This window comes from Burkholderia sp. FL-7-2-10-S1-D7 (assembly GCF_001524185.1).
GTDB lineage: Bacteria > Pseudomonadota > Gammaproteobacteria > Burkholderiales > Burkholderiaceae > Burkholderia > Burkholderia diffusa.
The window spans coordinates 41,988-68,084 of record NZ_LOWY01000017.1 but is presented as its reverse complement, the minus strand read 5'-3'; the positions used below and the strand labels follow the sequence as shown (position 1 = coordinate 68,084).

At 66.7% G+C, this 26,097-nt stretch carries 19 protein-coding genes; 15 read left to right on the top strand and 4 right to left on the bottom strand.

Annotated features, from left to right (window positions below; translation table 11 throughout):
• Positions 1-175 precede the first annotated feature (175 nt).
• Entirely contained in the window at positions 176-2,281 is a 2,106-nt protein-coding gene (locus tag WS75_RS09160) for a TonB-dependent siderophore receptor (RefSeq protein ID WP_059680192.1), read from the top strand.
• Between the two features lie 110 nt (positions 2,282-2,391).
• On the opposite strand, the gene WS75_RS09155 is transcribed toward WS75_RS09160, so the two are convergent.
• Positions 2,392-3,429 carry a LacI family DNA-binding transcriptional regulator gene (locus WS75_RS09155; protein WP_059680191.1) on the bottom strand — a complete coding sequence of 346 codons (1,038 nt, stop codon included), beginning with the start codon at positions 3,427-3,429 and terminating at the stop codon, positions 2,392-2,394.
• Between the two features lie 190 nt (positions 3,430-3,619).
• On the opposite strand from WS75_RS09155, the gene WS75_RS09150 reads away from it, so the two are divergent.
• The 5 genes from WS75_RS09150 (at position 3,620) to WS75_RS09130 (ending at position 9,975) form a co-directional block, all read left to right on the top strand.
• The gene (locus WS75_RS09150; protein ID WP_059680190.1) at positions 3,620-4,768 is read left to right on the top strand and encodes an ABC transporter ATP-binding protein; all 1,149 of its coding nucleotides are present in this window, start codon (positions 3,620-3,622) and stop codon (positions 4,766-4,768) included.
• A 9-nt stretch (positions 4,769-4,777) separates the two neighbouring features.
• Positions 4,778-6,769, top strand: coding sequence for a beta-galactosidase (locus tag WS75_RS09145; protein WP_059680189.1), 1,992 nt, complete (start codon positions 4,778-4,780; stop codon positions 6,767-6,769).
• A gap of 63 nt (positions 6,770-6,832) precedes the next feature.
• On the top strand, positions 6,833-8,092 hold the full coding sequence (locus WS75_RS09140; protein ID WP_059680188.1) for an ABC transporter substrate-binding protein: 1,260 nt from the start codon (positions 6,833-6,835) through the stop codon (positions 8,090-8,092).
• A gap of 54 nt (positions 8,093-8,146) precedes the next feature.
• Positions 8,147-9,106 (top strand): carbohydrate ABC transporter permease, encoded by a 960-nt coding sequence (locus tag WS75_RS09135; RefSeq protein WP_059680187.1) that lies wholly within the window; start codon positions 8,147-8,149, stop codon positions 9,104-9,106.
• A 17-nt stretch (positions 9,107-9,123) separates the two neighbouring features.
• Complete coding sequence (locus tag WS75_RS09130) at positions 9,124-9,975, top strand: carbohydrate ABC transporter permease (RefSeq protein ID WP_059680186.1); 852 nt, start codon at positions 9,124-9,126, stop codon at positions 9,973-9,975.
• 321 nt (positions 9,976-10,296) lie between these two features.
• On the opposite strand, the gene WS75_RS09125 is transcribed toward WS75_RS09130, so the two are convergent.
• A complete protein-coding gene (locus WS75_RS09125) occupies positions 10,297-11,232 on the bottom strand; it encodes a LysR family transcriptional regulator (RefSeq protein ID WP_059680185.1) in 936 nt (311 codons plus the stop codon).
• A 375-nt stretch (positions 11,233-11,607) separates the two neighbouring features.
• Between WS75_RS09125 and WS75_RS09120 the strand changes: the two genes are divergently transcribed.
• The 3 genes from WS75_RS09120 to WS75_RS09110 are packed head-to-tail and all read left to right on the top strand — an operon-like array spanning position 11,608 to position 14,426.
• Positions 11,608-13,044: an NAD-dependent succinate-semialdehyde dehydrogenase gene (locus WS75_RS09120; RefSeq protein WP_059680184.1), complete on the top strand. Its 1,437-nt coding sequence runs from the start codon at positions 11,608-11,610 to the stop codon at positions 13,042-13,044.
• A gap of 12 nt (positions 13,045-13,056) precedes the next feature.
• Positions 13,057-13,434 carry a carboxymuconolactone decarboxylase family protein gene (locus WS75_RS09115; RefSeq protein ID WP_059680183.1) on the top strand — a complete coding sequence of 126 codons (378 nt, stop codon included), beginning with the start codon at positions 13,057-13,059 and terminating at the stop codon, positions 13,432-13,434.
• Entirely contained in the window at positions 13,431-14,426 is a 996-nt protein-coding gene (locus WS75_RS09110) for an NAD(P)H-quinone oxidoreductase (protein ID WP_059680182.1), read from the top strand. The genes WS75_RS09115 and WS75_RS09110 overlap by 4 nt, the downstream gene beginning before the upstream one ends.
• A 347-nt stretch (positions 14,427-14,773) precedes the next feature.
• Here the strand turns inward: WS75_RS09110 and WS75_RS09105 are convergent, their stop codons facing one another.
• Both WS75_RS09105 and glcC read right to left on the bottom strand, forming a co-directional pair.
• A complete protein-coding gene (locus WS75_RS09105; RefSeq protein ID WP_059680181.1) occupies positions 14,774-16,252 on the bottom strand; it encodes a nitronate monooxygenase in 1,479 nt (492 codons plus the stop codon).
• A gap of 196 nt (positions 16,253-16,448) precedes the next feature.
• On the bottom strand, positions 16,449-17,219 hold the full coding sequence (glcC, locus tag WS75_RS09100; RefSeq protein WP_059680180.1) for a transcriptional regulator GlcC: 771 nt from the start codon (positions 17,217-17,219) through the stop codon (positions 16,449-16,451).
• A gap of 232 nt (positions 17,220-17,451) precedes the next feature.
• On the opposite strand from glcC, the gene glcD reads away from it, so the two are divergent.
• From glcD to WS75_RS09070, 6 genes are all read left to right on the top strand, one after another.
• Complete coding sequence (gene glcD / locus WS75_RS09095) at positions 17,452-18,951, top strand: glycolate oxidase subunit GlcD (protein WP_059680179.1); 1,500 nt, start codon at positions 17,452-17,454, stop codon at positions 18,949-18,951.
• Entirely contained in the window at positions 18,951-20,042 is a 1,092-nt protein-coding gene (gene glcE, locus WS75_RS09090) for a glycolate oxidase subunit GlcE (RefSeq protein WP_059680178.1), read from the top strand. Before glcD ends, glcE begins: the two co-directional genes overlap by 1 nt.
• A gap of 24 nt (positions 20,043-20,066) precedes the next feature.
• Positions 20,067-21,287 carry a glycolate oxidase subunit GlcF gene (gene glcF, locus WS75_RS09085; RefSeq protein WP_059680177.1) on the top strand — a complete coding sequence of 407 codons (1,221 nt, stop codon included), beginning with the start codon at positions 20,067-20,069 and terminating at the stop codon, positions 21,285-21,287.
• A gap of 22 nt (positions 21,288-21,309) precedes the next feature.
• A complete protein-coding gene (locus WS75_RS09080) occupies positions 21,310-21,714 on the top strand; it encodes a heme-binding protein (RefSeq protein ID WP_059680176.1) in 405 nt (134 codons plus the stop codon).
• Between the two features lie 36 nt (positions 21,715-21,750).
• Positions 21,751-23,925: a malate synthase G gene (locus WS75_RS09075; RefSeq protein WP_059680175.1), complete on the top strand. Its 2,175-nt coding sequence runs from the start codon at positions 21,751-21,753 to the stop codon at positions 23,923-23,925.
• 551 nt (positions 23,926-24,476) lie between these two features.
• Complete coding sequence (locus tag WS75_RS09070; protein ID WP_059680174.1) at positions 24,477-26,039, top strand: sensor domain-containing diguanylate cyclase; 1,563 nt, start codon at positions 24,477-24,479, stop codon at positions 26,037-26,039.
• The last annotated feature ends 58 nt before the right edge of the window (positions 26,040-26,097 follow it).

Sequence of the window (26,097 nt, the reverse complement as noted above, 5' to 3'; positions counted from 1 at the left end):
GCGCCGCCCGTTCTCTCCCCCGCCCTTTAGCCCCAACGCAACAACGTCAACTTACGATTGCAAATAACTCTCATTTGCATTAAATTTCGGCGCGCAAATGTACTGTTTGGAACACGGTCGCCGGCGCAAGACGGCCCGCGGTGCCCGAACGCGGACCAATTTCTGAAGGACGGGTATGAGCAGGAAGAACTGGGCGGCCGCACCGATGGCCATCGTCGTCGGCACGGCCGGGCTGAGCGCCGCCAATGCTCAGGAGCCGCTGCTGCCCGCGATCGAAATCTCCGGACAGCGCACGAAGGCACCGTTTCGCGCGCCCGAATCGACGAGCGCGACGCGCACCGAGACGGACGTGATGGAGATTCCGTTCGCCGTCAGCAGCGTCGATACGAAACTGATCCAGACCGTGGCCGCCACGCGCGGCGAAGACCTGTACGACTGGGTCGCCGGCGTCGCGCGGCAGAACAACTTCGGCGGGCTGTGGGACAACTACGCGGTGCGTGGCTTTGCCGGCGACGGCAACACGTCCGGCACCGACTACCTCGTCAACGGCTTCTCGTGGAATCGCGGCATCAGCGTGCCGCGCGACACCGCGACGCTCGAGCGCATGGAAGTCCTCAAGGGCCCGGCGTCCGCGCTGTACGGTCGCGGCGACCCCGGCGGGCTCATCAGCTACACGACGAAGCAGCCGCAGTTCGCGCGCTCGAACACGATCGGCGTGTCGGCCGGCAGCTATGGCGCGCTGCGCGAGACGCTCGATTCGACCGGCCCCGTCACGAAGTCGCTCGCGTACCGCTTCATCGCGATGAACGAAGACAACGGCAGCTTCCGCGATACGGTATCGAGCAAACGCTACCTGTTCGCGCCGTCGTTCACGTGGGATATCGGCGCGGACACGACGCTTCACTACGAATTCGAGACCGCACGCCAGCGCGCGCCGCTCGATCGCGGCGTGGTCGCGGTCAACGGGCAGCTCGGCGCGGTGCCGGCATCGAGGTTCATGGGCGAGCCGCGCGACGGCGACTACGACGTCCGCAACTCGGGGCACCAGTTCACGCTCGAACATCGCTTCAATGCCGACTGGTCCGTCAACGCCGGCTTCGCGCAGCGCGACACCGACCTGTCCGGCCGCTCGTCCGAAGCGTTCTCGCTGCAGCCGGACGGCCGCACGCTGTGGCGCCGCTACCGGCAGGTCGCGTTCCACTCGAACGACCTGCAGGGGCGTGTCGAAGTGGCCGGCAAGGCCCGCACCGCCGGCATCGGCCACTCGTTCGTGATGGGCGTCGACGCGTACCGCTTCAACTACGACCAGTTCGTCGCGCGCTCGACGCCGACGGCCGCCGCGCCGTATGCGATCGACATCTTCGATCCGGTCTACGGCCAGCCGGCGCCCGTGCCGCGCACCGCGACGAACCTGCTCGAGCGCGACGACGGCCAGGGCCTGTACGCGCAGGACACGCTCGCATTCGGGCCGCACTGGAAAGTGCTCGCCGGGCTGCGCTGGGACCGCTTTCATCAGTCGGTCGACAATCGGCTGAAGGGCGTGACGACGAGCCAGCTGCAAACGGCGCTGAGCCCACGGCTCGGCATCGTGTACGAGGCCAGCCCCGCGTTGTCGCTGTATGCGAACACCGCGTACTCGTTCCGGCCGAACAACGGCGCCGACGTGAACGGCCGCGCGTTCGATCCGGAGAAGGGGCACGGCTACGAAGCCGGCGTGAAATGGGCCGGCACGCGCTGGCTCGCGACCGTCGCCGCGTTCTACGTGAACAAGCGCAACGTGCTGACCGCCGATCCGGCGAATGCCGGGTTCTCGCGTGCGGCCGGCGAAGTGCGCAGCCGCGGCGTCGAGTTCGAATGGAACGGCGACTTGGGCCACGGGTTGCGCGGCATCGTCAACCTTGCGTACGTCGATGCGCAAGTCACGCAGGACAGCGTGCTGACGCCCGGTGCACGCCTCGTTGACATTCCGCGCTTGAGCGGCAGCGCACTGCTGATGTATGAAACCGCGCTGCCGCTCGTCGACAAGGCCGGCGCGGGCGCGGGCGTCATTTACGTCGGGCGCCGCGCGGGCAATACCGCGAACACGCAGGATGGCTTCGACCTCCCCGCTTACGCAACCGTGCAGCTCAACGGCTACGTGCAGGTCAACAAGCATCTGCGCGCATCGGTCGTGCTGAACAACCTGTTCAATCGCACGTACTACGTCAGCTCGTACAACAGCCTGTGGGTGACGCCGGGCGCGCCGCGCAGCCTGTTCGCATCACTCGCGTACTCGTTCTAGAACGGCTGCCCGCAGCGCAGCGCGGCACGCGGAAGCAACGACGCCGGCAGCCACGCACGCACGTCGATCCCTTGCCCGCAACAGCGACATGCGGCGCGCGTCTGCCACCGCTACACGGCCGTGCGCCGCCGCCGTGGCACCGCGCCCGTCGTCCGCCGAACCACCAGCTGCGGTGCCGACGCGGTCCGCACGCGCGACGCATCGTCGATCTGCCCGCCCGCCTCGCGCAACGCGTTGAGCAGTTCGACCGCGAGCCCCGCCGCCTCGCCCGTCGGGATCGCGACCGTCGTCAACGTAGGCCGCGTATCGCTCGCCAGATGAATATCGGTGATGCCGACGATCGACAGGTCGTCGGGCACGCGTCTGCCGCGATCGGCCGCTGCGTGCAGCGCGCCGATCGCGGGCAGGTCGTTGGTCGCGACCAGCGCGGTCAGCCCGGGATGCGCGTCCAGCAGCTGCCCCGCCGCATGCACGCCGCCTTCGATCGAATCGTGCCCGGCGCCGACGCGTGACGCGTCCAGCCCGGCTTCGCGCATCACATCGACGAAGCCGTCGTAGCGCGCGGCCTGCACGCCGTTTGCCGAGCCGCCGACGATCACGCCGATCTCGCGATGCCCGAGTTCGACCAGATGCCGCGTCGCGATCCGCCCCGCCTCGCGGAAATCCACAGCGACGCACGGCAACCCTTCCGGCGGCGCATCGGGCCGCTCCCACAGACACAGCACGACCGGCACGCCGCGCCGCGCAACGTCGACGAGATCCGGCAGGTGCAGGTTCGCGTTCGTCACCAGGATGCCTTCGGAGATCGTACCGGCGATCTGGTCGAGATACGCGCGCCCCTGCAGCGGGTCTTCATTCGTATTGCAGACGATCAGGAACTGCCCGTTGCGGCGCACCGCGCGCTCGACCGCGAGCGCGAACTCCGGATAAAACGGGTTCGCGATGCTCGACACCATCAGCGCGACCGTCGGCGCGCGCCCTTCCGCCAGTGCCCGCGCGGCCAGATGCGGCCGGTAGCCGAGCGCCTGCACCGCCTCGAGCACCCGCGCGCGGGTTGCATCGCCAACCCGGCCGCGATTGCGCAGCACGTTCGACACCGTCGCGGCCGTTACGCCGGCGCGGCGGGCCACTTCATCGAGTGTCGCCATCCCTTGCTCACTATATGAGACGTTGATCCAGTATTTGCTTCGCACATCGAAGCGGCGCATTATCGCCGCACACCTTGCCGCCCCGTGACGGGCGCGACTCGGCCGCGATCGCTATCGGCTATTTTTTTTGATCGCGATGATTAAGCGCTTAAGCATCGATGAAAGCGCATTAAAACATGGAGCGGAGACAATGGCGAGCATCTCGATGCGGCGCGTGCAGAAAGCCTACGGCGAGCACGCGCCGGTCATTCGCGACGTCGATCTGGAGATCGGCGCGCACGAGTTCTGCGTGTTCCTCGGTCCGTCCGGCTGCGGCAAGTCGACCCTGCTGCGGATGATCGCGGGCCTCGAGGACCTGAGCGACGGCGAGCTCTCGATCGACGGCCGCCGCGTCGAGGACGTGCCGGCCGCCGAACGCGGCGTCGCGATGGTGTTCCAGAGCTACGCGCTGTTTCCGCACATGACGGTCTACGAGAACATGGCGTTCGGGCTGAAGCTCGCGCGCGTGCCGAAGGCCGAGATCGACCGGAAGGTGCGCGACGCCGCACGGATCCTGCAGCTCGATACGCTGCTCGAGCGCAAACCGAAGGCGCTGTCGGGCGGCCAGCGGCAGCGCGTCGCGATCGGCCGTGCAATCGTGCGCGAGCCCGGCGTGTTCCTGTTCGACGAGCCGCTGTCGAACCTCGACGCGGCGCTGCGCGGTCAGACCCGCGTCGAGATCGCGAAACTGCATCAACAGTTCGAACGCGCGAGCGTCGTGTACGTGACGCACGACCAGACCGAAGCGATGACGCTCGCCGACAAGATCGTGCTGCTGCACGCCGGCGCGGACACCGCGCAACACGGCAGCATCGCCCAGGTCGGCGCGCCGCTCGATCTCTATCACCATCCGGTGAGCCGCTTCGTCGCCGGCTTCATCGGCTCGCCGCGGATGAACTTCCTGCCGGCCGTCGTCGCCGCATGCGACGCGCAGCGCACGACCGTCACCGTCGTGCCGTCCGGCGAAACCTTCACGCTGCCGCGCGACGGCGCCGCGCTCGCGCCCGGTGCCGCCGTCACGCTCGGCATCCGCCCCGAACATCTGACGCTCGGCGCCGCGCTCGACGCGACGACGCTCGCGCGCGACGTCGTGCTCGTCGAACGCCTCGGCGAGCAGACCTACGTGCACCTCGATCAGCCCGGCGGCACGCCGCTCATCGCGAAAGTGCCCGGCGACGCGGCCGTGCGCAGCGGCGAGCGCGTGCACGCGCATGCGCCGGCCGCGGCCTGCCATCTCTTCACCGAAGACGGCCGCGCGGTGCCCGCGTGCGCCGAACTTCCCGTCCACCACTACGCATAAGGATCGGGCATGCGCCTCGGAGTCTGTTACTACCCGGAACACTGGCCGGAATCGATGTGGGCCGACGACGCCCGCCGGATGAAGGCGCTCGGCATCGCGCAGGTGCGGATCGCCGAATTCGCGTGGAGCCGCATCGAGCCGTCGCCCGGCGAATACGACTGGGGCTGGCTCGATCGCGCGGTCGACGTGCTCGGCGCGGCCGGGCTCGAGATCGTGATGTGCACGCCCACCGCGACGCCGCCGAAGTGGCTCGTCGACCGTCATCCCGAGATCCTCGCGATCGGCGCGGACGGCCAGCCGCGCAAGTTCGGCTCGCGCCGCCATTACGACTTCTCGTCGCCGACCTATCTGGAAGCATCGCGCCGGATCTGCACCGCGGTGGCCGAACGCTACGGCCGCCATCCGGCCGTGCGCTACTGGCAGACCGACAACGAGCTCGGCTGCCACCAGACGGTCGTCAGCTACTCGCCGGCCGCGCTCTTGCGCTTCCGCGAATGGCTGAAGGCGCGCTACGGGACGATCGACGCGCTGAACCGCGCGTGGGGTACCGTGTTCTGGAGCATGGAATACCGGCATTTCGACGAAGTCGACGCGCCGGTCGGCACCGTGACCGAAGCGCATCCGTCGCACCGCCTCGATTACCGGCGCTTCGCGTCGGACGAAGTCGCGCGCTATCACCGCATGCAGGTCGACGTGATCCGCGCGCATTCGCCGGGCCGCGCCGTCGCGCACAACTTCATGCAGTTGTTCACCGAGTTCGACCACTACGAAGTCGCGCGCGACCTCGACGTCGCGACGTGGGACAGCTACCCGCTCGGCGCGCTCGAGGAGCAATGGTTCGCGCCCGACGTGAAGGCGCGCTGGCTGCGCACCGGCCACCCGGATTTCGCGTCGTTCAATCACGACCTCTATCGCGGCATGTCGAAGCTGCCGTTCTGGGTGATGGAGCAGCAACCGGGGCCCGTGAACTGGGCGCACTGGAACCCCGCGCCGCTGCCGGGCATGGTGCGCCTGTGGAGCTGGGAGGCGTTCGCGCACGGCGCCGGCTGCGTGTCGTACTTCCGCTGGCGGCAGGCGCCGTTCGCGCAGGAGCAGATGCATGCGGGCCTGCACACGCCCGACGACAAGCTCGACGAAGGCGGCCGCGAGGCGCAACGGGTCGCGCATGAAATCGCCGCGGTACTCGACGCCGGCGCGGATGCCGATGCGAACGGCGCCGTGCGTGCGCCCGTCGCGCTCGTGTTCGACTACGAAGCGAAGTGGCTGCTCGACGTGCAGCCGCAAGGCGCCGATTTCCACTACCCGCGTTTCGCGTTCGAGTATTACTCGGCGCTGCGCTCGCTCGGCCTCGATGTCGACATCGTGTCGGCGCACGCGCCGCTCGACGGCTACCGGCTTGTCGTCGTGCCGCCGCTGCCGATCGTGCCGGACGACTTCGCGGCGCGGCTCGCCGCGTCGGGCGCGCATGCGGTGTTCGGCCCGCGCACCGGTTCGAAGACCATCGACCTGCAGATTCCGCCGACGCTGCCGCCCGGCCCGCTCGCCTCGATCCTGCCGATGCGCGTATGGCGCGTCGAATCGCTACGGCCGAACGTGACCGAGCGGATCGGCGGCACGCTGCGCGACGGCTCGCCGCTCGCTGGCGACGCACGCCACTGGCGTGACTTCGTCGAGCTTCACGACGACGCACGCAGCGTCGTGCGTGCGCGCTTCGCCGACGGTCATCCGGCCTGCGTGTCGCACGGCACGCTGCACTACTGGGCCGCGCTGTTCGACGATGCGACCACCGCACGCTTGTTCGCCGACGTCGCGGCCGAAGCCGGCCTCGCACCGACGCCGCTCGGCGACGGCGTGCGCGTGAGCCGGCGCGGCGGCCTGACCTACGTTTTCAACTATGGCGACACGCCGCACACGATCGACGCGGTGCCGCCGTCCGCGTTCGTGCTCGGCACCGCGCAAGTCGGGCCGCAAGACGTAGCCGCGTATCGAAGCCGTTCGTAACCACCGTCACCGGCGCCACGATGCACCGGTGACGTACAACGACACCCAGAACAGGAGACACGTATGACACATCGCCCCCTTCGCGTCGCCACCCGGCTCGCCACGGCCGCCGCTGTCGCACTGGCATCGCTCGGCATGACGGCGCCCGCCGATGCCGGCACGCTGACGATCAACATTGCGTTCAAGGGCGCCAGCCAGCGCGCGGTCTGGCAGTCGACGCTCGAGGCGTTCCACAAGGCCCATCCCGACATCGAGGTGAAGCCCACCTTCGTCGACGAGGAAGCGTACAAGGTGCAGCTTCCCGCGTGGCTCACGACCGTCGCACCCGACGTCGTGAACTGGCACGCGGGCGAGCGGATGGCGTACTACGCGAAGCGCGGGCTGTTCGAGGACCTGAGCGGCGACTGGGCGAAGAACGGCTGGGGCGCAATGTACGCGTCGACGCGCGACGCATCGTCGTACAACGGCAAGCAGTACGCGGCGCCGACCGTCTATTACTCGTGGGGGCTGTTCTACCGCAAGGACCTGTTCCGCAAGGTCGGCATCGCCGACGAGCCGAAGACGTGGGACCAGTTTCTCGATGCGTGCAAGAAGCTGAAGGCGGCCGGCATCACGCCGATCGCGGTCGGCGGCCGCGACGCATGGACCCTCGCCGGCTGGTTCGACTATCTCGACCTGCGCCTGAACGGCAATGCGTTCCACCAGCAGTTGATGGCCGGCGACGTGCCGTACACCGACCCGCGCGTGAAGAAGGTCTACACGACGTGGAAATCGCTGATCGATTCGGGCTATTTCATCGACAACGCGTTGTCCTACGATCTCGACGGCGCGCAGCCGTTCCTGTTCCAGGGCAAGGCCGCGATGATGCTGATGGGCACGTTCATCGCAGCGGGCTTTCCGCCGAACGTGAAGCAGGAAATGGGCTATTACCGCTTCCCGATCATCGACCCGAAGGTGCCGACCGCCGAAGATGGCCCGGTCGAATCGCTGCACATCCCGACCAAGGCGAAGAACAAGGCCGACGCGCACACGTTCCTCGCGTTCGTCGAAACGCCTGAAATGGGCGCGAAGCTCGCGGAAGGGCTGGGCTCGCTGTCGGCCAACAGCAAGTCGCCGGAGCCGGCCGATCCGATCTCGCGGATCGGCTTCCGGATCCTCGCCGACACCCGGGGCGGCGTCGCGCAGTTCTACGACCGCGACATGACGAAGGAAATGGCCGACGAAGGGATGAAGGGGATGCAGCAGTTCCTGGCCAATCCCGCGCAGCTCGATACCGTGCTCGCGCAGCTCGAGCAGACCCGCAAGCGGATCTACAAGAAGTAACCGCGTGACCCCTGCGGCGGCCCTGTGCCGCCGCGTCCGCCCAGGAGGCTTGCCGTGTCCAGTCCGATCACGTCCAGACCCGTCGAAACGCCTGCCGCACCGGCCGCCGCCGCGCCGCCGGCCGGCAGGTCGCCCGCCGCACTGCGCGCGCGCCGGCCCTCGCCAACCGCGCGGCGGCAACGGCGCGCCGCGTGGCTCTTTCTGGCGCCCGCGTGCGCAATGGTTGCCGTCTATGTGGTCTGGCCGATCCTGTCCACGCTGTGGCTGAGCCTCTGCAACTGGGACGGGATGACCGAACGCACGTTCGTTGGTCTCGCGAACTACGCCGAGCTGCTGCACGCGCCGACGTTCTACACCGCGCTGCGCAACAACGTGATCTGGCTCGCGCTGTTCATGCTCGCGCCGCCGCTCGGCCTCGCGCTCGCGCTGTACCTGAACCAAGCGGTCGCCGGCATCCGGCTCGTGAAATCGCTGTTCTTCGCACCGTTCGTGTTGTCCGGCGTGGTCGTCGGCCTGATCTTCTCGTGGTTCTACGATCCGACCTTCGGGCTGCTCGCGCTGATCGCCGGACACGGAATCCCGGTGCTCGGCGATGCGCGCTATGCGACGTTCGGCATCGTGTTCGCCGCGCTGTGGCCGCAAACCGCGTACTGCATGATCCTGTACCTCACCGGCCTCACGTCGGTGAACCCGGAGCAGATCGAAGCCGCGCGAATGGAAGGCGCGCGCGGCTTCGCGTTGTTGTGGCACGTCGTGCTGCCGCAGTTGCGGCCGACCACGTTCATGGCGATCGTCGTCACCGTGATCGGCGCGCTGCGCAGCTTCGACCTGATCTCGGTGATGACGAGCGGCGGCCCGTTCGAGAGCTCGACCGTGCTCGCGTATTACATGTACGACCAGGCGATCAAGTACTACCGGCTCGGCTATTCCGCGGCGATTGCGGTCGTGCTGTTCGCGATCATGCTCGTCTACATCGTGTTCCAGTTGCGCCGCATGCTGCGCAACGAGCAATAACCTGACCGGTGGCCATCATGTTTCCGACTCCCGTTGCTCAATGGAAGCCTGTCTCGCGCAGGCTGTACAAGTTGTCGCTGCCCGTTGCGCTGGTGATCTGGCTGCTGCCGATGATTGCCGTGTTCGTCACGTCGGTGCGCTCGACCGAGGAACTGGTCGAAGGTCACTACTGGGGCTGGCCGCGGCACTTCTCGATGATCGAGAACTATCGCGACGCGCTCACCACGTCGCCGATGCTGCATTACTTCTGGAACAGCGTGCAGATCACGGTGCCGTCGGTGCTCGGGTCGATCACGCTTGCCGCGATGGCTGGGTTCGCGCTAGCGACTTACCGGTTTCGCGGGAATACCGCGTTGTTCGGGACGTTCGTCGCGGGGAATTTCGTGCCCGTGCAGGTGTTGATGATTCCCGTGCGTGATTTGTCGCTCAGGCTCGGGGTATTCAATACGGTCGAGGCGCTGATTCTCTTTCACGTCGCGTTTCAGACGGGATTCTGCACGCTGTTTCTGCGGAATTTCATCAAGCAGTTGCCGTTCGAGCTGATCGAGGCGGCACGGATCGAAGGAGCCGGCGAGTGGACGGTGTTCTGGCGGATCGTGTTGCCGTTGATCCGTCCGGCGTTGGCCGCGCTTGCGATTCTCGTGTTCACGTTCGTGTGGAACGATTACTTCTGGGCGCTGTGTCTCACGCAAGGCGACGAGGCCGCGCCGATAACGGCGGGGGTCGCGGCGCTGAAGGGGCAATGGACGACATCGTGGAACCTGGTCTCGGCCGGATCGATTCTCGCTGCGTTGCCGTCGGTCGCGATGTTCTTCGCGATGCAGAAGCATTTCGTCGCGGGGCTGACGTTCGGGGCGACCAAAGGTTGAACGCGCCCTGACCGCCGATCGCGGATTCGGATCTCCCCCTCTTCATCGAGAGGATTGCCCGCTTCGGCGGGCTTTTTTATGGTTCTTCGTGGATTTCCGTGGACGTCGCTTGCCGACCCGAATACGCCAATGGCTGAATGTGGGCGAACGACTGCAATGGATCGGGACCCGGTCGCGCAGCATTTAGCTCAGCACGAGCGTGCAACGTCCGCGGATTCATCGATCCGACGTACTTGCACTGTCACAACCGCATACGCTCAATACGACGGGTCGGCTTCGGGAAATCGAATATCTACCCGACCATGCCGACCGTGAGGTGGATCATACGACCGTGATAGCGAGTTCCTCCGCATATGCATCCAACCGGTCACCTACCCGCACCTTCAGTACATCGATGAACCGTTTGATCTTCGCGTCGACGAACTGACGCGACGAATACACCGCATATGCGTTGCGCTGAGCGGTGTGGAATTCAGGCAGGACGCGAACCAGCGATCCTTTACGCAAATCGTCGATTGCCGAGAAGGCGGCGATCAGCCCGATCCCCGCGCCCTCCTGCAGCACCGTGGACATCGCATCCATGTCGTTAACGCTGAAGTGCGATCCCGTCGGACGATACGTCGCGTCGCCGGCCCTGCCTTGCAGATGCCACTCGTCCGGTGCGTAATCGACCGTACTCAGGAGCACACATGTGTGATCGACGAGATCTTCCACACATTCGGGAGCCGGATGCCGTGCCAGGTAATCGGGCGACGCCGCCAGAATGCAATGGCTGGCGCCGATCTTCTGGCTCACATACGCCGAGTCCGGCAGCGTGCGCGCAATCACGATTGCCACGTCGAGCTGCTCTTCGAGCAGATTCGGCATCCGCTGCGACAGCATGAGATCGACCGATACTTCCGGATACGTGCTTCGATAGGCAAGCACGGCTTGCGAAACAAGTTGACGGCCTAATCCCGGCACCGCGTGCACGCGTAATACGCCGCGCGGCTCCAGCAACGCATCGCGGGCTTCCGCTTCTGCCCGTTCGATGTCCGAGAGAATCGCAACGCTGCGCTCGTAAAAACGTCGCCCCGCATCGGTGACCACGAGCCGTCGCGTCGAGCGCTGCAGCAACCGCGTGTTGAGATTGTCCTCGAGTACCGAGACCGCTCGGGAAATGTTGCCGACTGTCGTATCGAGGTGGTTTGCGACAGCCGTGAAACTGCCCATCTCGACCACTTTCGCAAACACCGACATCGTGTGAACCTTGTCCATTACGCACCCTGGCTTTGAATTTATCGTCGAATCGCTGCATTTCGGCCCGCGCGAGCCTGTGATCATAGGGCCCGCGCCTGTTTCATGCAGGCAGCGCGCAACCCCCTGTCGTTTTTGCGCATCCTTTCAAAATTCTTTCATATCGGCGGGGGATTTTCTCTCCCGAGACAAGATTCATTCTTTCCGGCCCCTCTAAGTTGCAGCCCGCTTCACGCCTAGACTTGGTCCCGAAGTCAGGCATTCGAAACACGGACGTTCCAACCCGGGCGCCGCGCGCCACGGCGGATCATCCAGATACAGCGTAGCGCAGGTTCCCGTATTCGGTTTTCCTCGAAAACGCATTAAATCGCAATCCTAATCATGAAGACTAATACCATGAACATCACTTACGATGCACTTCATCTTTTCATCAATGGCGAATGGATCGGCGCGGGCGAACGAGAAACAGCGCCGGTGATCAACCCGGCCACGCAAACCGAGATCGGTCGCGTCCCGCTGGCGACGGCAGCCGACCTGGATCGCGCCCTGCAGGTCGCTGCACAGGCGTTCGACGTCTGGCGCAACACCGTGCCAGCCGAACGCGCGCGCATTCTGAAGCGCGGTGCGGAACTGATGCGCGAGCGCGCCGAGCACATCGCGACCATGATGACGCTCGAGGAAGGCAAACCGTTGGCAGAAAGTCGCGACGAAGCCTTGCGTGCCGCCGACTATTTCGAATGGTTCGCCGAAGAGGCACGCCGTATCGACGGCCGCGTGGTGCCATCCAACCGCCCGGGCGTGCAACAGCTCGTGAAGAAACAGGCGATCGGGCCCGTCGCCGCATTCACGCCGTGGAATTTTCCGGCGATCACCCCGGCTCGCAAGCTCTCCGCCGCACTCGCCGCCGGATGCAGCGTCATCATCAAACCCGGCGAGGAAAGCCCAGCAACGGCGCTCGCGCTGGCGCGTGCACTGGACGACGCCGGTTTGCCGAAGGGCGTGCTTCAAGTCGTATTCGGCGTGCCCGACCAGGTGTCGAAGCACCTCATCGCTTCCCCGGTCATACGGAAGGTGACGTTCACGGGCTCGGTGCCGATCGGCCGTCTGCTGTCGGCGCGCGCTGCCGAAGGCGTCAAACCCATCACGCTGGAACTGGGCGGCCACGGGCCCGTCCTCGTATTCAACGATGCGGATGTCGAAAAGGCCGCGGTCGAAGGTGCGGCGAATCGCTTTCGTGGTACGGGCCAGATCTGCATCTCGTCGACGCGCTTCCTGATCCAACGCGAAGTCTACGACGAGTTTGTCGGGCACTTCGTGCGCGCTGCCAAGGCCCTCAAGGTCGGGAATGGCATGGATGCCGGCACGCAAGTGGGGCCGCTGGCGAATCCGCGCCAGCTTGCCAAGATGGAGGAACTCATCGCCGATGCGGTCGAACGTGGCGCAAGGGTCCTCGCCGGCGGAAAACGTATCGAGGGCCAAGGGTATTTCTTCGAACCCACGGTCCTCGCCGACGTACCGAAGGACGCGCGTGTGATGCACGAAGAACCGTTCGGCCCGATCGCGGTGCTGATGCGCTTCGATGCCCTCGCCGACGGGCTCGCCGAAGCAAACCGGTTGCCGTACGGGCTCTCCGCTTACGCGTTCACGAGCAGTGCGCGCACGGCCATCGATGTAGCAGACGGTCTCGAAGCCGGCATGATCGGTATCAATCAGTACCGCATCGTTTCGACCGAACTGCCGTTTGGCGGCATGAAAGAAAGCGGCCACGGCTCCGAGGGCGGCACCGAGGGCATCGAGTACTACCTCACGCACAAGTTCATCAGCCAGGCTTGAAGGAGTATCGCCATGTCTCACACGCATTTCGACAGTCCGCGCGAGGCCGCGCGTGCGTTCACGCCGAAGCTCTCGGCATTCGTCGACGACACGCTCTACCCGCGGATCTGGAGCGATCCGGCGCTCTCGCCGCGCGACCGCAGCCTCGTGACCGTCGCCGCGCTGATCGCGGGGGGCCATCTCGACGAGTTGCCGGCGCACCTTCGCCGCGCGTTGACGAACGGCGTAACCCGCGAAGAACTCGCCGCAGCAATCACTCACCTCGCGTTCTATGCCGGGTTTCCCGCGGCAATCTCGGCATCCGCCGCGGCGCAGGCAACGCTTGGCGCACAACCTCAGTCCGACGATTTCGCCGGCAATTCATCTACGACGCAGGAAGGTTTGAAATGAAAGCCATCACATTCAAAGAATTTGGCGAGGCCGAGGTGCTTCATCTTGCCGAGGTCCAGGCACCCGAGGTTCGCCCCGACGATCTACTGGTACGCGTCCATGCCGCAGGTGTGAATCGCGCGGATCTGACACATCGGCGAGGCGGATACGGCCGGCCGAACTTCGGCGACTCGACCATCATGGGGCTCGAAATCGCTGGCGAGGTGATCGAGACCGGAAGTTCCGTGCAGGGTTACAAGGTCGGTGATCGTGTAATGGGCGTAGTGGGCGGCGGGGCCTATGCAGAACTGGCGCGCATTGACTGGAGAATGGCGATGCCCATTCCGGCAACGATCGACTACGTGCACGCGGCTGCAATACCGGAAGTCTTCGTCACTGCGCACGAAGCGTTGTTGCATCTTGGCCGCTTGCAGCGTGGCGATTCGGTGCTTATTCACGCGGCGGCGGGCGGAGTGGGTTCCGCAGCAGTCCAACTGGCCTACGCAACCGGTGCGACGATATTCGCGACCGCCGAGGCTTCAAAGCTGGAGCGGATCGTTCAACTGGGCGTGGACCATGCGATCGACTACAAGACGCAGGATTTTTCAGAAGTCGTCGCAAACAGGACAGACAAACGCGGCGTCGATGTTGTTATCGACTTTGTGGGGGCGCCGTACTTTTCTAGGAACGTAGCGTCGCTGGCGAACGGTGGCCGGCTGGTGCAGGTTGGCATACTGGGCGGAGGCGGTGACGTGAGCGTCGGTCTCGAACAGATCCTGTACCGTCACCTGCAGATCATTGGCACGGTGATGAAGTCTCGCGACCAGCGCGAGAAACACGCGATGGTTCAGCGGTTTCGCGAACATTGGCTCGACCGTTTTGCGGGTGGCGCGGGCCTGGAGCCGGTCGTCGACAGCGTGTTTCCACTCGCAAACGCCGCGGCTGCTCATCGACGGATGGAGTCGGCCGTGAACGTGGGCAAGATCATCCTGACGATGAACGAAAACATCTGAATCGCACGGCTATGCACTCGAGTGTTGGGCAGCAAAGTGCAGCGAAGCGGTCACTCGGGCGACTTGCGCGAGTGACCGCGTATGGCCGAACACCGACGTTCCTCCCCGGCGTTCCCCGGAATTCCGCGATGAACCTTTTTTATGCGCAATTGCCGCCGAGGTAAAAGAGAAGTTCGGCGGCTTCGGCATGACGAAGCAATGACAGAGATCCCGGAAGGCGCATTTGACTGAGAACCCTCGAATAGCGCCATCCCGCCTGAAACGAGGAAAAAACGTCGTTGACGCCAGCATCGCTTGCCCACAGCGGCGCACGTCAGAGCGACGCGGGCCGATTCATCGCCCCTCCCCTACACGCTCCCCGCCCCCCTCTCCCTCAACCGCATATCCACCGCACCGATATTCTTCTCGTGCGCGACCAGCATCAACGACAGCGCGTGATGAATATCCCGATCGGCTAGCGTCGGCAGCAGCGTCTGCAGTTTGCGCACGACCCAGCGTTGCCCGCGGTTCAGAAACGCCATCCGCTCGGCCAGATCATCGATCGCCATCGCCCTTTCATAGAATGAACCGGTCGCACGCGTAGGCATCGCACCGAGCGTCTGAATCACGTCGGCCAGCACGCCGCACCAGTGCGCCTCGTCCTGCCGAATATGCACGATCAGCCGGTGGAGTTCGGCATCTTCAGTCACCGCTGCCGCCGTCTCGGATGCAACGCGCGCGCCCGCCCGCTCCGCCTCCAGCAATTCATCGAGCGCCGTGAGCAACGCCGCACGCCCCTCATCCACCGCACCAGCCGATGAAGCCGCGCTTGTCTCGACGATCGCCGCCGCATCGCGCACGATCCGGCGCAGCACCTCGCCGGCCGACTCGATCGCTCGAATTCGCCCGGCACCCGTGCCCGCATACAAAGCCATCGCCTCGAAATCACCGGTCATCGTACGCAACGGCGAGTCGGTGCTGAACAGATAGATGGGCCGCCCTTCCTCGTCGCCGATCACCACGCGCGCATCATTGAACGGATCACCGCGCTCGCCACGCGTGACACTCGACGGCAGCACGCGCACCCGCGCGCCGCGCGGCCAGTTGATGTGAAAGATATCGGTCAACAGCGTGTCGCCTTCACGCGCATCGACGATCCGCTGCTGGTGATACGCATGCGCGAACGATTCGTGCGTTGCGATGAACGCCGTACCCATCACCGCCCCCTGCGCACCGAGCGCCATCGCGGCGGCCACGTCGGCGCCGTCGACGATCCCGCCTGCCGCGAGCACCGGCAACCGCGTCGCGCGAATCACTCCAGGCAACAACTCGGCCAACGGCCGATCACCGCGCACGTGGCCGCCCGCCTCGCGCCCCTGAGCAATCAGCGCCTGCGCCCCGGCCGCCTCGGCCGCGCGCGCATCGTCGAGCGAGCCGACCTGATGAACCACCCGCACGCCCGCATCGCGCAGACGCCGCACGACGCCCGGCATCACATCCCAGAACAACGCAACCACGGGCACACGCAACTCGATACACGCATCGATCTGTGCATTGAGCAACTCGGTTGGCGTCGACGCGGGAATCAGGTTGACGCCGAATGGCCGCTCGGTGGCCGCGCGCACCCGTTCGACCTCGCGCCGGATCAGCGCGACCGGTTCGCGCACCATCCCGAGAAAACCGAACCCGCCGGTGGCGCTCACCGCACTCGCGAGCTCCGCCCGCGCGACGCCGCCCATGCCCGCAAGAATGATCGGCCATGCACAGCCAAGCAGGTCGCAGACGGGGCGATGCAGGATCTGGACGGCGCGGGCCTCCGGCCCGTCGCCACGCGTCGGAATCGACATGCAGCGTCCTCCTTCAAGGATTGGCGGCGCGTCACGGTCAACCGCGAAGGCGCGTGTCGCGCAAGGGCGAAACGGGTCGTGTCGGGCCACGCATCGAATGCGTCACATTGTGACATATTGGCCCATGAAACCGCGCGATCAGCACAATATCCCTGATGCACGTCACGGCGCCCGCGGTCACGCCGGCTCAAGCGGCTCAGGTCCATCCTTCGAGGCGCAGCGTCGAGCGCACGAGCCGCTGCTCCTCCGCTTCGATCTCGCGCAGATAATCGACGCACTGCCGGATATGCTCGCTCGCGGCCTTGCGCGCCTGGTCGGGCAACCGCCCCGTCACCGCGTTGTAGAGCCGCGCGTGCTGCCGATCGATCTGCTTTTTCAGTGGCTCACGGTGATAGAGATTGTTCACCGACGCGAACACGGAACTGAGCAGCAGATCGGTCAGCGACTGCAGCGTGTTGACGAGCACCGGATTGTGCGACGCCTCGCAGATCGCCAGATGGAACGCATGATCGAGCTTCGCACGCTCGGCCGGATCGAGATCCTGCGCATCGGCCGCGGTCATTTCCTCGTATCGGCGCTTGATCAGGATGAAGTCGGCGGGCGTGCCGCGCAGCGCGGCGAGCCGCGCGGCTTCGGTCTCGAGCATCCCGCGCACTTCGAACAGGTCGTACAGCGTGCGCGGCTGCGAGCCGAGCAGATGCATCATCGGCGAAACCTCGCGCTGCGGGGTCAGGCTCGCGACGTACGAGCCCTTGCCGTGCGTCGTGTCGATGATCCCGCGCGCGCGCAGCAGCTTCATTCCTTCGCGCACGGCCGTGCGCGACACGCCGAGCTTCTCGGTGAGCCGCCGCTCGGACGGCAGCGCCTGCCCGGCCTTCAGCACGCCGTCGACGATCAGTTGCTCGATCCGCTCGGCGACGACGTCGGCGACATTGCGCGCCGGCGCTTGTCGATCCTGCTTTTCCATACTGGTATGACCACTTTTGGCGAATGGTGTCGATTTTCTCACAATCCCTTGTTTGTATTGAGTTTTTCTCCCCGATCAACTGCCCCCTTCAGGCCTGCTTCGAAAAACTGGTATGACCACGTTGAAGACGTCTGGACATGCCCGCTCCGCCCGCCAAGAATGCCGTCCATCCGGTGCGCCGCGCATCCCGCGGCCGCCTGCATGTTGAAGAGGGTGGAGACGGAGACACACGATGAGTTTCACCTACGACGAACGGATCGACGGCCCGCTGGCGACCGTCGACCGCGACACACTCGTCGCCGCACTGCACGCGGCGGCGCCCGGCCTCGACGTGCTGCACGAACGCGAGGCGCTCAAGCCGTTCGAATGCGACGGCCTCGCCGCGTACCGCACGGTGCCGCTCGCGGTCGTGCTGCCCGACACGGTCGAGCAGGTGCGCGCGGTGCTGCGCGTTGCGGCCGCGCACGGCGTGCCGGTCGTCGCGCGTGGCGCGGGCACGGGCCTGTCGGGCGGCGCGATGCCGCTCGAAAAAGGCCTCCTGCTCGTCATGTCGAAGTTCAACAAGATTCTCGACATCGACCCCGATGCCGGCATCGCGCGCGTCCAGCCCGGCATGCGCAACCTTGCGATCTCGCAAGCGGCCGCGCCGTACGGCCTCTACTACGCGCCCGATCCGTCGTCGCAGATCGCGTGCTCGATCGGCGGCAACGTCGCCGAAAACGCGGGCGGCGTGCATTGCCTCAAATACGGGCTGACGGTGCACAACATCCTGAAGGTCGAGATCCTGACGATCGACGGCGACACGCTGACGCTCGGCGCCGACGCGCTCGACGCCCCCGGCTTCGACCTGCTCGCGCTGTTCACCGGCTCGGAGGGGATGCTGGGCATCGTCACTGAGGTGACGGTGAAGCTGCTGCCGAAGCCGCCGAGCGTGAAGGTGTTGATGGCGAGCTTCGACGACGTCGCCGAAGCCGGCGCGGCGGTCGCGCGGATCATCGGCGCGGGCGTGATCCCCGGCGGGCTCGAGATGATGGACAACCTCGCGATCCGTGCGGCCGAAGACTTCATCCACGCGGGCTATCCGGTCGACGCGCAGGCGATCCTGCTGTGCGAACTCGACGGTGCGGCGACCGACGTCGACGAAGACGCCGAACGCGTCGCCACGCTGCTGCGTGAGGCCGGCGCGTCGGACATCCGCGTCGCGCGCGACGAAGCGGAGCGTCAGCGTTTCTGGGCCGGCCGCAAGAACGCGTTCCCGGCGGTCGGCCGCATGTCGCCCGACTACTACTGCATGGACGGCACGATCCCGCGCCGCGAACTGCCGCGCGTGCTCGAAGGGATCGCCGCGCTCTCGGCCGAATACGCGCTGCCGGTCGCGAACGTGTTCCATGCGGGCGACGGCAACATGCATCCGCTGATCCTGTTCGACGCGAACCGTCCCGGCGAGCTCGACCGCGCGGAGGCGCTCGGCGGCAAGATCCTCGAGCTGTGCGTGGCGGTGGGCGGCAGCATCACGGGCGAACACGGCGTCGGGCGCGAGAAGATCAACCAGATGTGCGTGCAGTTCAACGCCGACGAAATCACGTTCTTCCACGCGGTGAAGGCCGCGTTCGATCCGCAGCGCCTGCTCAATCCCGGCAAGAACATCCCGACGCTGCATCGCTGCGCCGAGTTCGGCGCGATGCACGTCCATCACGGCAAGCTGCCGTTTCCCGAACTGGAGCGCTTCTGATGCGACGCGAACGCGAACCCGAATCGATCGACGACAGCGCGGCGCTCGTCGCCCAGGTCGACGCCGCGATCCACGATCGCCAGCCGCTGCACATTCGCGGCGCGGGCACGAAGGCGTTCGTCGGCCGCGCCGTCGAAGGCCGCACGCTCGACGTGCGCACGCATCGCGGCATCGTCGCGTACGACCCGACCGAACTCGTCATCACCGCGCGCGCGGGCACGCCGCTCGCCGAACTCGACGCGATGCTCGACGCGGCGGGCCAGATGCTGCCGTGCGAGCCGCCGACGTTCGGCGGCGCGGCCACCGTCGGCGGGATGTTCGCGGCCGCGCTGTCGGGGCCGCGCCGCCCGTGGGCCGGCGCGGTGCGCGACTTCGTGCTCGGCTGCCGCGTGATCACCGGCCACGCGAAACATCTGCGTTTCGGCGGCGAGGTGATGAAGAACGTCGCGGGCTACGACGTGTCGCGGTTGCTCGCGGGCAGCTTCGGCTGCCTCGGCGTCGTGACGGAGGTGTCGCTGAAGGTGCTCCCGAAGCCGCGCGCGACCGGCGATCTCGCGTTGCCGCTCACTGCGGGCGAAGCCGTTCAACGCGTCGCCGGGTGGCGGCGCGCGGGGCTGCCGCTCGCGGGCGCCTGCCACGCGGACGGCGTGCTGCGCGTGCGCCTCGAAGGCGGCGAGGGCTCGGTGAAGGCCGCGCGCGACACGATCGGCGGCGAGCGCATGGACGATCGCGACGACGGGTTCTGGGCGCGGCTGCGCGACCTGTCGCTGCCGTTCTTCGACGATCCCCGCCCGCTGTGGCGCGTGTCTGTGCCGGCCGCCGCGCCGCTCGATGCGCTCGCGGGCGCGGTGCTCGTCGACTGGGGCGGCGCGCAGCGCTGGCTGAAAACCTACGCGGCACCGGCCGACGTGCAGCGGTTCGCCGCGCAGTGGGGCGGCCACGCGACCTGCTTCACGGTCGGCACGACGTCCGAGCCGTTCCAGCCGTTCCAGCCGTTGCCGCCCGCGCTGCTGCGCGTGCATCGCCAGCTGAAGGCGCAGCTCGATCCGCATGCGATTTTCAATCCCGGCCGCCTGTACGCGGACGTCTGACGCCAACCCGACTTCGAACCGCCGATGCAAACCAATCTCAGCGAAGCCAGCAAGGCCCTCGACCGGGCCGACGAAGCGGAAGCGATCCTGCGCGCGTGCGTGCACTGCGGCTTCTGCAATGCGACCTGCCCGACCTACCAGGTGCTCGGCAACGAGCTCGACGGGCCGCGCGGACGCATCTACCTGATCAAGCAAATGCTCGAAGGCGAGCCGTGCGGCGAGCGCACGCAGCAGCATCTCGACCGCTGCCTGACCTGCCGCAACTGCGAAACGACGTGTCCGTCCGGCGTGCGCTATCACACGCTGCTCGACATCGGCCGCGCGGAAGCCGAGAAACGCGCGCGGCGTCCGGCGCGCGAGCGCCTGCTGCGCGCCGGCCTGCGTCACGTCGTGCCGCGGCCGGCGACCTTCGCCGCGCTGCTGAAGGCCGGCCGCGCGCTGCGCCCGCTGCTGCCCGGCGCGCTGCAGGACAAGATCCCGGCCGCCGTGCCCGCCGCCATGCCGCGCCCGCCCGTGCGCCACGCCCGGCGCGTGCTGATGCTGGAAGGCTGCGTGCAGCCTGCGCTGTCGCCGAACACGAACGCGGCCGCCGCGCGCGTGCTCGACCGGCTCGGCATCAGCGTGACGCCGGCGCGCGAGGCCGGCTGCTGCGGCGCGACCGAATATCACCTGAACGCGCAGGATGCCGGGCTCGCACGCGCACGCCGCAACATCGATGCATGGTGGCCCGCGATCGAGGCCGGCGCGGAAGCGATCGTGCTGACGGCGAGCGGCTGCGGCGCGTTCGTGAAGGAATACGGCGACCTGCTGCGCTCCGACCCCGTCTATGCGGACAAGGCGCGGCGCGTCAGCGCGCTCGCGCGCGACCTCGCGGAAGTGATCGCGGCCGAGCCGCTCGACGCGCTGGCCGACACGACGCAGCGCCGCGTCGCGGTTCATTGCCCGTGCACGCTGCAGCATGCGCAGCGGCTCGGCGGCGCGGTGGAGAGCATCCTGACGCGGCTCGGCTTCGATCTGACGAATGTCGCCGACGGCCACCTGTGCTGCGGCTCCGCCGGCACCTATGCGCTGACGCAACCCGAACTCGCCACCAAGCTGCGCGACAACAAGCTCGATGCGCTCGAAGCCGCACGGCCGGACCTGATTGTCACGGCCAACGTCGGCTGCCAGACTCACCTGAACGGCGCGGGCCGCACGCGCGTGCGCCACTGGATCGAACTCGTCGACAACCGACTCGTCAACTGACCGCTGATTCCGGAGGAACACCATGAAAACGAAGCCCGAACTCGAACTCGCCGACGCCGACCGCATGCTCGCCGCCGCCCGCGCGGAAGCCGAACGTCACGGCTGGGCCGTGTCGATCGCCATCGTCGACGACGGCGGGCACCTGCTCGCATTCGCACGCCTCGACGGGGCATCGGCCGCCAGCGCCAGCATCGCGCACGACAAGGCGCGCGCGGCGGCGCTCGGCCGTCGCGAGACGAAGGCGTATGAGGATATGATCAACGGTGGCCGCACGGCGTTTCTGAGCGCGCCGCTGACGGGGTTGCTCGAAGGCGGCGTGCCGGTGACGGTGGATGGCCGCATTGCGGGCGCGATCGGTGTGTCTGGCGTAAAGTCCGAGCAGGATGCGCAGATCGCCCGCGCCGGCACACAAAGCGTCGCGGCCTGATCCGCGCGCGTTTTTCATTCCCCGGGAGGAATCACGATGATCGACCAAGCAGGACTGCAAGTCGCGCCAGCGCTGAGCCAGTTCATTGAAAACGAAGCACTGCCGGGCACCGGTATCGACAAGACCGCATTCTGGAGCGGTTTCTCGGCCCTGGTGCACGACCTCGCGCCGCGCAACCGCGAACTGCTCGCGGAACGCGACCGCCTGCAGCAGGAACTCGACGCGTGGCATCGCGCGCACCCCGGCCCGGTGCGCGACCATGCCGCGTATCGCGCGTTCCTCGAACAGATCGGCTACCTCGTGCCGGCCCCGTCGAACGTCGCGGCAGCCACCGCGAACGTCGACAGCGAGATCGCGACGCAGGCCGGCCCGCAGCTCGTCGTGCCGCTGTCGAACGCGCGTTATGCGCTGAACGCCGCGAACGCACGCTGGGGCAGCCTGTACGACGCGCTGTACGGCACCGACGCGCTGCCGGAGGACGGCGGCGCCGAACGCACCACGGCCTACAACCCGACGCGCGGCCAGCGCGTGATCGACTACGCGCGTGAAGTGCTCGACAACGCGGCGCCGCTCGCGAGCGGCTCGCACCGCGACGCACTGCGCTATCGCGTGGAGGACGGCCAGCTCGCCGTCGAAACCGGCAAGGGCGTCGTGCATCTCGCACAGCCGGCGCAGTTCGTCGGCTATCAGGGCGCGGCAGGCGCACCGTCCGCGATTCTGCTGAAGCACAACGGCCTGCACCTCGAGATCCAGATCGATGCGTCGACTCCCATCGGCCGCGCCGATCTCGCGAACGTGAAGGACGTCGTCCTCGAAGCCGCGGTCAGCACGATCATCGACTGCGAGGATTCGGTCGCGGCGGTCGACGCCGACGACAAGGTCCAGCTGTATCGCAACTGGCTCGGCCTGATGCAGGGCACGCTGGTCGAGGAAGTCGCGAAGGGCGGCAAGACCTTCACGCGCCGCCTGAACGCCGATCGCGAATACACGACGCCGGCCGGCGGCACGCTGACGCTGCACGGCCGCTCGCTGCTGTTCGTGCGCAACGTGGGCCACCTGATGACCAACGGCGCGGTGCTCGACCGCGACGGCAACGAGATCCCGGAAGGCATCCTCGACGGCGTCGTCACGGTGCTGTGCTCGCTGCATGACCTGAAGGCGAAGCGCAACTCGCGCACGGGCTCGATCTACATCGTGAAGCCGAAGATGCACGGCCCGGTCGAAGTCGCGTTCGCCGACACGCTGTTCGCGCGCATCGAGGACCTGTACGGCCTGCCGCGCAACACGCTGAAGATGGGCATCATGGACGAGGAGCGCCGCACCAGCGTGAACCTCGCCGCCTGTATCGCGGCCGCCGCCGCGCGCGTCGCGTTCATCAACACCGGCTTCCTCGATCGCACCGGCGACGAGATGCACACCGCGATGGAAGCAGGCCCGATGATCCGCAAGGGCGACATGAAGTCGTCGGCGTGGATCCAGTCGTACGAGCGCAACAACGTGCTCGCGGGCCTGTCGGCCGGCCTGCGCGGCCGCGCGCAGATCGGCAAGGGCATGTGGGCGATGCCGGACCTGATGCATGCGATGCTCGAGCAGAAGATCGCGCATCCGCGCGCCGGCGCGAACACCGCGTGGGTGCCGTCCCCGACCGCCGCGACGCTGCACGCGCTGCACTACCACCTCGTCGACGTGCAGGCCGTCCAGCAGGAGCTCGAGAAGACGCCGTATGCGAGCGAACGCGACGCGCTGCTCGAAGGCCTGCTCACCGTGCCGGTCGTCGAACGCGCCGAGTGGAGCGAGGCCGAGATCCTGAGCGAAGTCGAGAACAACGCGCAGGGCATCCTCGGCTACGTCGTGCGCTGGGTCGAACAGGGCGTCGGTTGCTCGAAGGTACCGGACATCCACGACGTCGGCCTGATGGAAGACCGCGCGACGCTGCGCATCTCGAGCCAGCACATCGCGAACTGGCTGCGCCACGGCGTGATCACCGAGGCGTTCGTGCTCGACGTGTTCAAGCGGATGGCGCGCGTCGTCGATCAGCAGAATGCCGGCGACCCGAACTATCGCCCGATGGCGCCCGGCTATGACCAGTCGACGGCATTCAAGGCCGCGTGCGCGCTGGCGCTGCAGGGCACGTCGCAGCCGAGCGGTTATACCGAGCCGCTGCTGCATCGGTTCCGGCTCGCGTACAAGGCGCAGCAGCACGGCGCGTAACCCCCTTGGCATGCGGGCTTTCCCGCATGCGGTTTCACGAAGCGGGCGGCCATCGAGGCCGCCCGTTTTCATCTGTGAATTCATGCGGACACCGAAATGGATAATCGGTCCGTATCGCATGACCTCAAGTTCCTGCTTCACCTGCCGTTAAAGCAGTCAAACCGGCGACCGTGGAATTCGCGTCGCTCCCGCCCCTGGCGCAAAGCCTTGCACCGCAACGCTCCGCGAGCGATTGGCAACGGTCGGCCACGGCGATAAATTGATCCGGATCAACGGTCCGCAACATTCTCGGCGCATACGAATACGCGCGTTATACTCGGATCAATCCGCGCCGCCCGATTCGTCGGATCATCGGATCGCGGCCAATCCTCCCGGGGAATGGAGTGATTATTGCGGTTTATCCGGCCGCAATCATCGATGATCGGCGCCCGTTCTCCGGTCGATCGGGCGGCATGCGCATCGGAGACCGCATACCGGATGGCCGCCGGCACATCATACGAACAATCGCATCGGCCCGCCGCCTGGCGGAGATGCCCATCGATCCACGGACCATGGCAGAAACCGACTACGCAATGCCCAGCGAATCCGGCCTGACGGGCCGCATCGCCGCGCAATTTCGCCGGTTCCTGCTGCCGCATCTGATCTTCTATTCAGGGCTGCTGATCGCGCTGCTCCTGTTGCTGCTGTGCGCCATCTTGCTGTACGAAGGCCGTATCGACGCACGCGATCGCGCGCGCACCACCCAGCAGAACATCGCGCTGATGGCGTCGTGGGACATCGAGCGCAACATCGAGATCTATTCGCTGTCGCTGCAGGCGGTCGTCGACGGCTCGAACGATCCCGAGGTCACCCGGCTGCCGATGTCGCTGCGCCGCCAGGTGCTGTTCGACCGCGCGACGACGGCCAAATACCTCGGCGGCATCTACGTGCTCGACGCGAACGGCGACATCGCGGTCGACGGTATGAGCGATGTGCCGCGCAAGGCCAACTTCGCCAACGAATCGTATTTCACGGTGCACCGCGACCACCCGGACGTCGGCCTGTACGTCAGCGATCCGTACCATTCTCGACTGCGCGGCGGCTCGCCGAGCATCGCGCTCAGCCGGCGTATCACGCGGCCCGACGGATCATTCGGCGGCGTCGCCGTGATGTCGATCCGGCTCGAATATTTCCAGAACCTGTTCTCGCGCCTGGCGCTCGGCGATCGCGGCTCCGTCGCGCTGATCAAAACCGACGGCCGGATGGTCGCGCGCAAGCCGTACGATCCGGCGATCGTCGGCCGCGACATCAGCAAGGCCACCACGTTCCGGCACTTCATGACCGCGAACGAGGGCAGCTTCGCCGATACCGCGTCGATCGACGGCGTGCGGCGCCTGTACGTGTTCCGGCATCTCGACAATCTGCCGCTGATCATCATGGTCGCGCGCTCGGAAGCCGACACCTACGCCGCGTGGTACGACCGTGCGATCCCGATCGGTTCGGCGATGGTCGTACTCGCGCTCGGCTTCGTCAGCTTGTCGCTGCTGCTCGACGTGCAGTTGCGCAAGCGGCACCGCGCGGAAACCGAACTGCAGGCGCTCGCGCGCACCGACGGCCTCACCGGCCTCGACAACCGCCGGATGCTCGACGTCACGCTCGCGCGCGAATGGCGCCGCGCGGCACGCTCGCAACACGCGCTGTCGCTGCTGTTCGTCGACGTCGATCACTTCAAGCGCTACAACGACACGCAAGGCCACCAGGCCGGCGACGACGCGCTCGCCGCGGTCGGCCGCTGCATCGCGGGCTGCCTGCGGCGCCCGGCCGACTATGCGGCCCGCTACGGCGGCGAGGAATTCGTCGTCGTACTGCCCGACGTCGACACGCCCGGCGCCGTGGCGATCGCCGAAGCGATCCGCACCGGCATCCTCGATCTCGGCATCCGGCACGCCACGGGCTCGTCCGACCGCCTGACCGCGAGCATCGGCGTGACGACCTGCTATCCGGAACGCGAAGACAGCATCCAGGCCGCGCTGAAGCTCGCCGACGACGCGCTGTACCGCGCGAAGGAACGCGGGCGCAACCGGGTCGTCGTGCAGACGGCCGAGAGCCTGGATATCACGCCGCGGCGCGCCTGAGCCACGGCCGGCCGACAGGCCGCCGCCCCGCCGCCTGCGGGCGAAATCGCCGACAATG